At 37.0% G+C, this 4,792-nt stretch carries 6 protein-coding genes; 1 reads left to right on the forward strand and 5 read right to left on the reverse strand.

The features are described 5' to 3' along the window. From mobV to ACZ3IG_RS36055, 3 genes are all read right to left on the reverse strand, one after another. A partial coding sequence (gene mobV / locus ACZ3IG_RS36045) for a MobV family relaxase (protein ID WP_467437467.1) occupies window positions 1-952 on the reverse strand: 952 nt, incomplete at its 3' end. A gap of 614 nt (window positions 953-1,566) precedes the next feature. After that, window positions 1,567-1,944, reverse strand: coding sequence for a quaternary ammonium compound efflux SMR transporter QacH (gene qacH, locus ACZ3IG_RS36050; protein ID WP_000121134.1), 378 nt, complete (start codon window positions 1,942-1,944; stop codon window positions 1,567-1,569). Continuing rightward, on the reverse strand, window positions 1,944-2,495 hold the full coding sequence (locus ACZ3IG_RS36055; RefSeq protein WP_000028029.1) for a TetR/AcrR family transcriptional regulator: 552 nt from the start codon (window positions 2,493-2,495) through the stop codon (window positions 1,944-1,946). The genes qacH and ACZ3IG_RS36055 overlap by 1 nt, the downstream gene beginning before the upstream one ends. 1,039 nt (window positions 2,496-3,534) lie before the next feature. Here ACZ3IG_RS36055 and ACZ3IG_RS36060 point away from each other — a divergent pair. Continuing rightward, window positions 3,535-4,092 (forward strand): replication/maintenance protein RepL, encoded by a 558-nt coding sequence (locus ACZ3IG_RS36060; RefSeq protein WP_048558832.1) that lies wholly within the window; start codon window positions 3,535-3,537, stop codon window positions 4,090-4,092. Window positions 4,093-4,105: 13 nt separating this feature from the next. On the opposite strand, the gene ACZ3IG_RS36065 is transcribed toward ACZ3IG_RS36060, so the two are convergent. Both ACZ3IG_RS36065 and ACZ3IG_RS36070 read right to left on the reverse strand, forming a co-directional pair. Then, entirely contained in the window at window positions 4,106-4,288 is a 183-nt protein-coding gene (locus ACZ3IG_RS36065; RefSeq protein ID WP_350835256.1) for a hypothetical protein, read from the reverse strand. 14 nt (window positions 4,289-4,302) lie between these two features. Next, window positions 4,303-4,792, reverse strand: a 490-nt coding sequence (locus ACZ3IG_RS36070) for a hypothetical protein (RefSeq protein WP_467437468.1), incomplete at its 5' end; no start/stop codon positions are given.

Raw genomic sequence — 4,792 nt, forward strand, 5'->3', positions numbered from 1 at the left:
TGTCTGTTTGCTTCACTTTTTGCAGTGCTTTTTTCTCTGCTAAGGAGTCTAAATTCTCTTCAATATCTTTGTAGTAATAGCGAATTTTATCTTGTCCAATTTGCATATCAGCTTTCAGCTGCGTAACTTCTTTTTGAGTCTTTTCCAACTCTTTCTGCAGATTCTCTGCTTGTAGCTGATAAGCCACACCATTGGTCGCATAATCGACTAGGCTTTTGTAGTCTTGTTCCTTCATTCCAACAAGCCCTAGAACCTTTTTAGCTTCGATATTCGCAATCGATTTCGATTTATCATCAATCTCTTGAATATGCCCCATTGTCCGCTCATATTTCTCTTGGGCTTCCTTCTCCATGCTTTGAAACGTTTGAGCCTTATATTTAGCCGTCTCCACGTGTTTACGGCTCGACGAGACCCCTCTTTCCAAATTAAAGTCATTTTGCTTCAGGTACTGATTAAAATCGTCCTGAAGACTCACCAGTTGCTTTTTCTGGCCAAAGAAATCTTTAGCCGATAGTCGGCCATCCTCCGTTACTGGAACGAAGCCTACGTGCATGTGAGGGGTTTTCTCGTCATAGTGAACAGTCGCATAGATTAAATTCTTTTCACCGTATCGATCAGCAAGGAACTCATGAGCCGTTTCAAAATACCTTTTCTGCTCTTTGGGTGAAATTTTATCGAAGAATTCCTTGTCAGAGGTAATTAAGAATTCAGCCAGCTTAACTGCATCTTTACGGATCTTTTTTCCAGAGGTCACATTGTCCTCAATTACTTGGCTAATTTTCTCGTTGTAATCAATCTGCCTTTGACCGTTTATCAAGTCATAATTCAGATGAGAATCAGCTTTATTGATGTCGGGATTCGTTTCACTTTCCCTCTCTCTTTGGTTGTGAAATTGAATCCCTTTTATCCCATTTGATTTCATTTTCTGCATTCGGATAATGGAGTAACTCATGGGGTACGCACCCTTTCTGAAAATCGATAGATTAATAGAAAGTGTAACACACTACACTTTGCACGCAAAGTTTCATGTGGTCTGCGACGCTAAAAGCCAAACCTTGGGCTTTGCCCAAACCCACTGGGGAACTCTTCCCCAGACCCCCTTAATCGAACTCCCCAACCCCTCAATCCTTGAGGGGCTCCCTCGCCGGTAGGCAGCTCAAAAGGTGTTGCCTTTTGAGACACCAAGAGGGTCTTGGTGAAGTGAGTCTATCAACTCCTTATCCTCCCTTCGGTCCGGTACCGTTGACAGACGCCATACGGGCCTCTCTCGCCTTTGTAAGAGGTTGCCCCTAGTAAAAACCCTTAAAAAGCAAAAAAGACGCTTCTAGGGGTAGCGTCAGGGAAATGCGGATTTACAACGGTAAGCATTTGATACAAGTCTTATGAGACAGTCAGAAGTCATTTAAAACGCTAATTTCATTATGTCTCAATAAACTCTACTCTATTGGAATTGTGAAGTGATACACTTAAACTAACGTACGCAGGTTTGTTGAATAAGGACTTCAAAAAATACCCTTAATTAAGCTAAAAAGTCCTTCTCTTTATTAAGAAGGACTTTTTTATGTGTTATTCCATTGTCTCATTCATTGTAATAGTTTCGCTTGCTTCATGACCAGATTCTCCATGTCCTGGTCCAAACAAATTCAATATTACAACTCCTACAAGAATCAGTGTTATTCCTGCAATGCTAGCCATGTTAAGTTTTTCCTTCCAAACTAAAACTGAAATTACTGTAGTCAAAACAAGTCCTAAACCTGCCCATAATGCATATGCAGTGTTTAAGGGGATTGTTTTTAGCGACAAGGATAAAAAGAAAAAACAACCAACGAAAGCTATTATTACCCCTATTGTAGGATAGAGTTTTGAAAAGCCTTCAGATGCTTTTAATAGGGAAGAGCCAATAATCTCCCCCACTATTGCAAGTGCTAAATATAGATATGACATTATTCGTCCTCCTGAATCATGTTTATTAGTTCATCAAAAACTTGTGTTTTTAGTTCTTCATTTAATGGTGCCATTCCAAATATTTCTGAAAACCAAAGACCATCTATGGATAATCTTGTAATTGTTATTTTGACAGGATCAATTCCATCAGTTATTAACTTTGTATGCAAAATATCGTATCTCTGCCGGAATTCATCTAATAAATCTGGATTAATAAACATAGCAGCCATTAGTGCGGAATTTAGATTATTGTTTTCTAAATCGGAAAATGTAGATTTAAGATAAGCCCTATTCCATTTTCCTATTGCGTTATCATCGTCGTTATTAACTAACGTATTAATGCATTCGAAATAATTATTTGTCCAATCTTCCACCATTCCTTTAATTAATGCTTCCTTGCTAGGAAAATGGTATAATAATCCACCTTTACTCACGCCAGCTCTTTGGGCGACTGCCTCTAATGTGAGTTTGACAACTCCTTCTTCTTTTACAATTTCAGATGCAGCAATCAATATATTTTTTTTCTTATTAGCATGCTTTGAAATAGACATAATAACCTCCATAACTTAGATACATATAATATACCTTCTGGACGGTTTTTTTGTCAATCGAATTAAAGCTCTTATTTAATATCACTCTTTCACATAAAAATAATCCAATAAATTAATCTAAAGATTGTGAAGAAATGTACTTAAAGTAAAGGGAGCTTTAGTTCAACAGTCGATTTCTTAAAATCGGCTTTATTTATGGGTGAAAATTACATTACCGTTGTAAATCCGCATTTTCAGGACTCTACCCCTTCTAGAGCGCCTCTCATTGTTTTAGCGATTAATTATTATTCCCCTTATTATTTTTTTGAAAATGTTCTTTGTAATATAAATAATCAACTTTATGTTTTGTGGACATTAATTGAGTCGCTAATATTGCGGTGTAAATTGTCGTCAATCCTAGTGCTACTACGGCTAATAAATTTAAATTACTTTTATTAATGCTACTGTTACTATTCATGAAAGCTCAACTCCCTTCTTTAAAATTAGATTTCTAAATATCAAAGATTTTTATTCGAACACCATCAATTCTCCCCTTGTTTTAGGGTGGAGGCTGGCAAGGGGGTTTGGGGGAAGCCCCCATATTGCGTAGATCCATAAGGCAAAAGAGAAAATTTATGAACGGAAGCTCTGGCGGTTTTGGCGGTATAATGGCTCGAGCAAGCCGATTTCCTGAATTCCTCGTTTTAGGTACGTCGGCTTGGCGAAAGTACAGCACCGCCAAAATTTCGGAATGCAAGGAGAAAAGGGTGGAGATTTTTCGGTGGTCTGTCCGAAAAATACTACCCGAACCTTGCGTGGAGAAAAGCCCTTTAGGAGATATAGAAGGGAACACAGAAAAAATGTTGATATATCAATGTTTTAGTTAAGGTAATGTGTCATAGCTTGTGACACGTATATGTGTCATAGCTTGTGACACATAGTTGAATTAAGATGTGTCATTTTTTGCTTGACTATAGTTCATTTTTGACCTATGATGTGTCATAAATTATACATATAGGTATCACAGCTGATGATACATAACAAGGGAGAGAAGGATTCTATGCCAGCAGAGGTGCGTAAATTGGACGAGCAGAGAAAAATTAATGTTGAGTTAACCCCTGAACAACTTCAAATGCTTCAAAGACTTATTGATCTTGAACAGCAAGAAAACAAAGACAAAGAGCAATTTGAAGAGAAAAAGAAAAATCATAATTTCATCCAGCTTTATCGTGACAACATGCCAGAATTAAGATGGTTAATGGCAAATCATAACTTCGCAAGTTCTTTATTATTTTTTATCTTGGAACACATGGATAACAGAAATGCTTTAGCTTGTTCTTATGCAGTTTTTGAAGATTATTTTGGCAAATCAAGGTCAACAGTTTACAGAGCAGTAAAGCTTTTAGAGGAGAATGGATTTTTAAATGTTTTAAAAATGGGAACATCAAACGTCTATGTAGTGAACGAAGACCTTGCTTGGACAGATGGCAATGACAAAAAGAAATTTGCTAAATACGATGGTAAAATCCTTGTCAGCAAAAAGGAAAACAAGGACTTTGAATACAAAAGCCAATTTGATAAATTTAAAGCCCTTAGAGAACGTGAAAACTTAAAATAAAGCGAGTAGATAACTACTCGCCTTTCTTTATTTCAAGAGCATATTTGCCCTCATTTGAATCTTGGTCAACACTTGTAAAAACACCAATATCTTTTATTGGAATAAGAGTTCCAGAACCTAAATGAGGTCTCTTTCTATCCCTCATAAAAAGCATTAATTCTCCCTCTTGGTCTAGTTTCTCCAACTTCTCAACCAATTGTTTCACCTTCATCAGCGTTCCATCTCCATCCCTTTTTGCCTTTGTGGCTTCTCCATTTTTTCTAAAGAGTCCTGGACTAATTTATCTTGCCTATCATCCAGGAACTTGATTGTACTTCGGTCTACATCATTCATCCTCAAGAACGTTTTTACTCGGTCAAGTTGAGCGTGTAAAACTTTGCCCACCCTCTCTTTAAAAACAGAAAACTCCTTGCTGATCTGCACGAGTTTTCCCTTCAATTTTCCGTTCTCTAATTTCAATTCCCGATTCTCATTTTGGTAAGACCGGTTCTCAATTTTTAGAGTGTCCACCTGTTGTTTTAACTCCTTTTTCTCCTTCAACTGGTCATTATATTTATTAACGAGTCCATTGTACTTTTCTATCAAGTCTCCATAGTTCTTTACAATGTCTGTTTGCTTCACTTTTTGCAGTGCTTTTTTCTCTGCTAAGGAGTCTAAATTCTCTTCAATATCTTTGTAGTAATAGCGAATTTTATCTTGT

The sequence above is a fragment of the Streptomyces sp. NPDC016677 genome, assembly GCF_055562815.1.

Coding starts and splice junctions, on each gene's coding strand:
- ACZ3IG_RS36060 (WP_048558832.1), top strand. CDS start 3,535: ATGCCAGCAGAGGTGCGTAAATTGGACGAGCAGAGAAAAATTAATGTT.
- ACZ3IG_RS36055 (WP_000028029.1), bottom strand. CDS start 2,495: ATGTCTATTTCAAAGCATGCTAATAAGAAAAAAAATATATTGATTGCT.
- qacH (WP_000121134.1), bottom strand. CDS start 1,944: ATGTCATATCTATATTTAGCACTTGCAATAGTGGGGGAGATTATTGGC.